Origin of the sequence: Pseudomonas sp. EL_65y_Pfl2_R96 (assembly GCF_963970905.1) — a bacterium.
Taxonomy (GTDB): domain Bacteria; phylum Pseudomonadota; class Gammaproteobacteria; order Pseudomonadales; family Pseudomonadaceae; genus Aquipseudomonas.
In genome coordinates, this window is sequence record NZ_CAXAQH010000176.1 from 1 (window position 1) to 572 (window position 572).

The 572-nt window shown below is 53.3% G+C and carries 1 pseudogene; it reads left to right on the forward strand.

What is annotated here, in order from left to right:
• Nucleotides 1–116: 116 nt before the first annotated feature.
• A pseudogene (locus AACY49_RS30075) lies at nt 117–572 on the forward strand (hypothetical protein); the annotation flags it as partial.

Sequence of the window (572 nt, forward strand, 5' to 3'; positions counted from 1 at the left end):
AAGAAGCCCAAAACACTAACCCGACAAAGATCGTCGAAGATCTGGGCAAGGAAACCGATCTGCTCAATCAACAGGCAAGGCAACTGGAAAACCACGATACAGATGTTGAAGATCGAGTGATCATCAACCTGGCCGGACAGTTGCGGGCCGCCGCCGTTTCGTTGACAGAACTAGGCCAGAAAACGCTGGTGCGGATGTACAAGAACAAAGACGTGCTGGACATCATGCGCCTGAACTATCTGCTGGATCGTAACGAGCTCAAGGCAAGCAAGATCGTTGATCGCAAACAATCGGGAAAAGGCCAGAAAAGGTCGTTTCTGGATGTTTATTCGATCAGCGACAGCGCCGATAACACGCCGTTGTGGCACGCGCATTTTCACTACGACGCCGAGAAGAGCCTGCCTCTGAGCTTCAAGGTCGATGGCGCTCATCTCAAGACGCTTGAACAAAGCAGACGAGGTATCGAGTCTCAGCGCCGAGATGAACGGGCCGGTTTGCCGCACGTCGGCATCTGGCGGCAAAGGTTCGATGGCAGAACAGCGAGCAAAATATTCGCCCTGGCAGACAGTCAC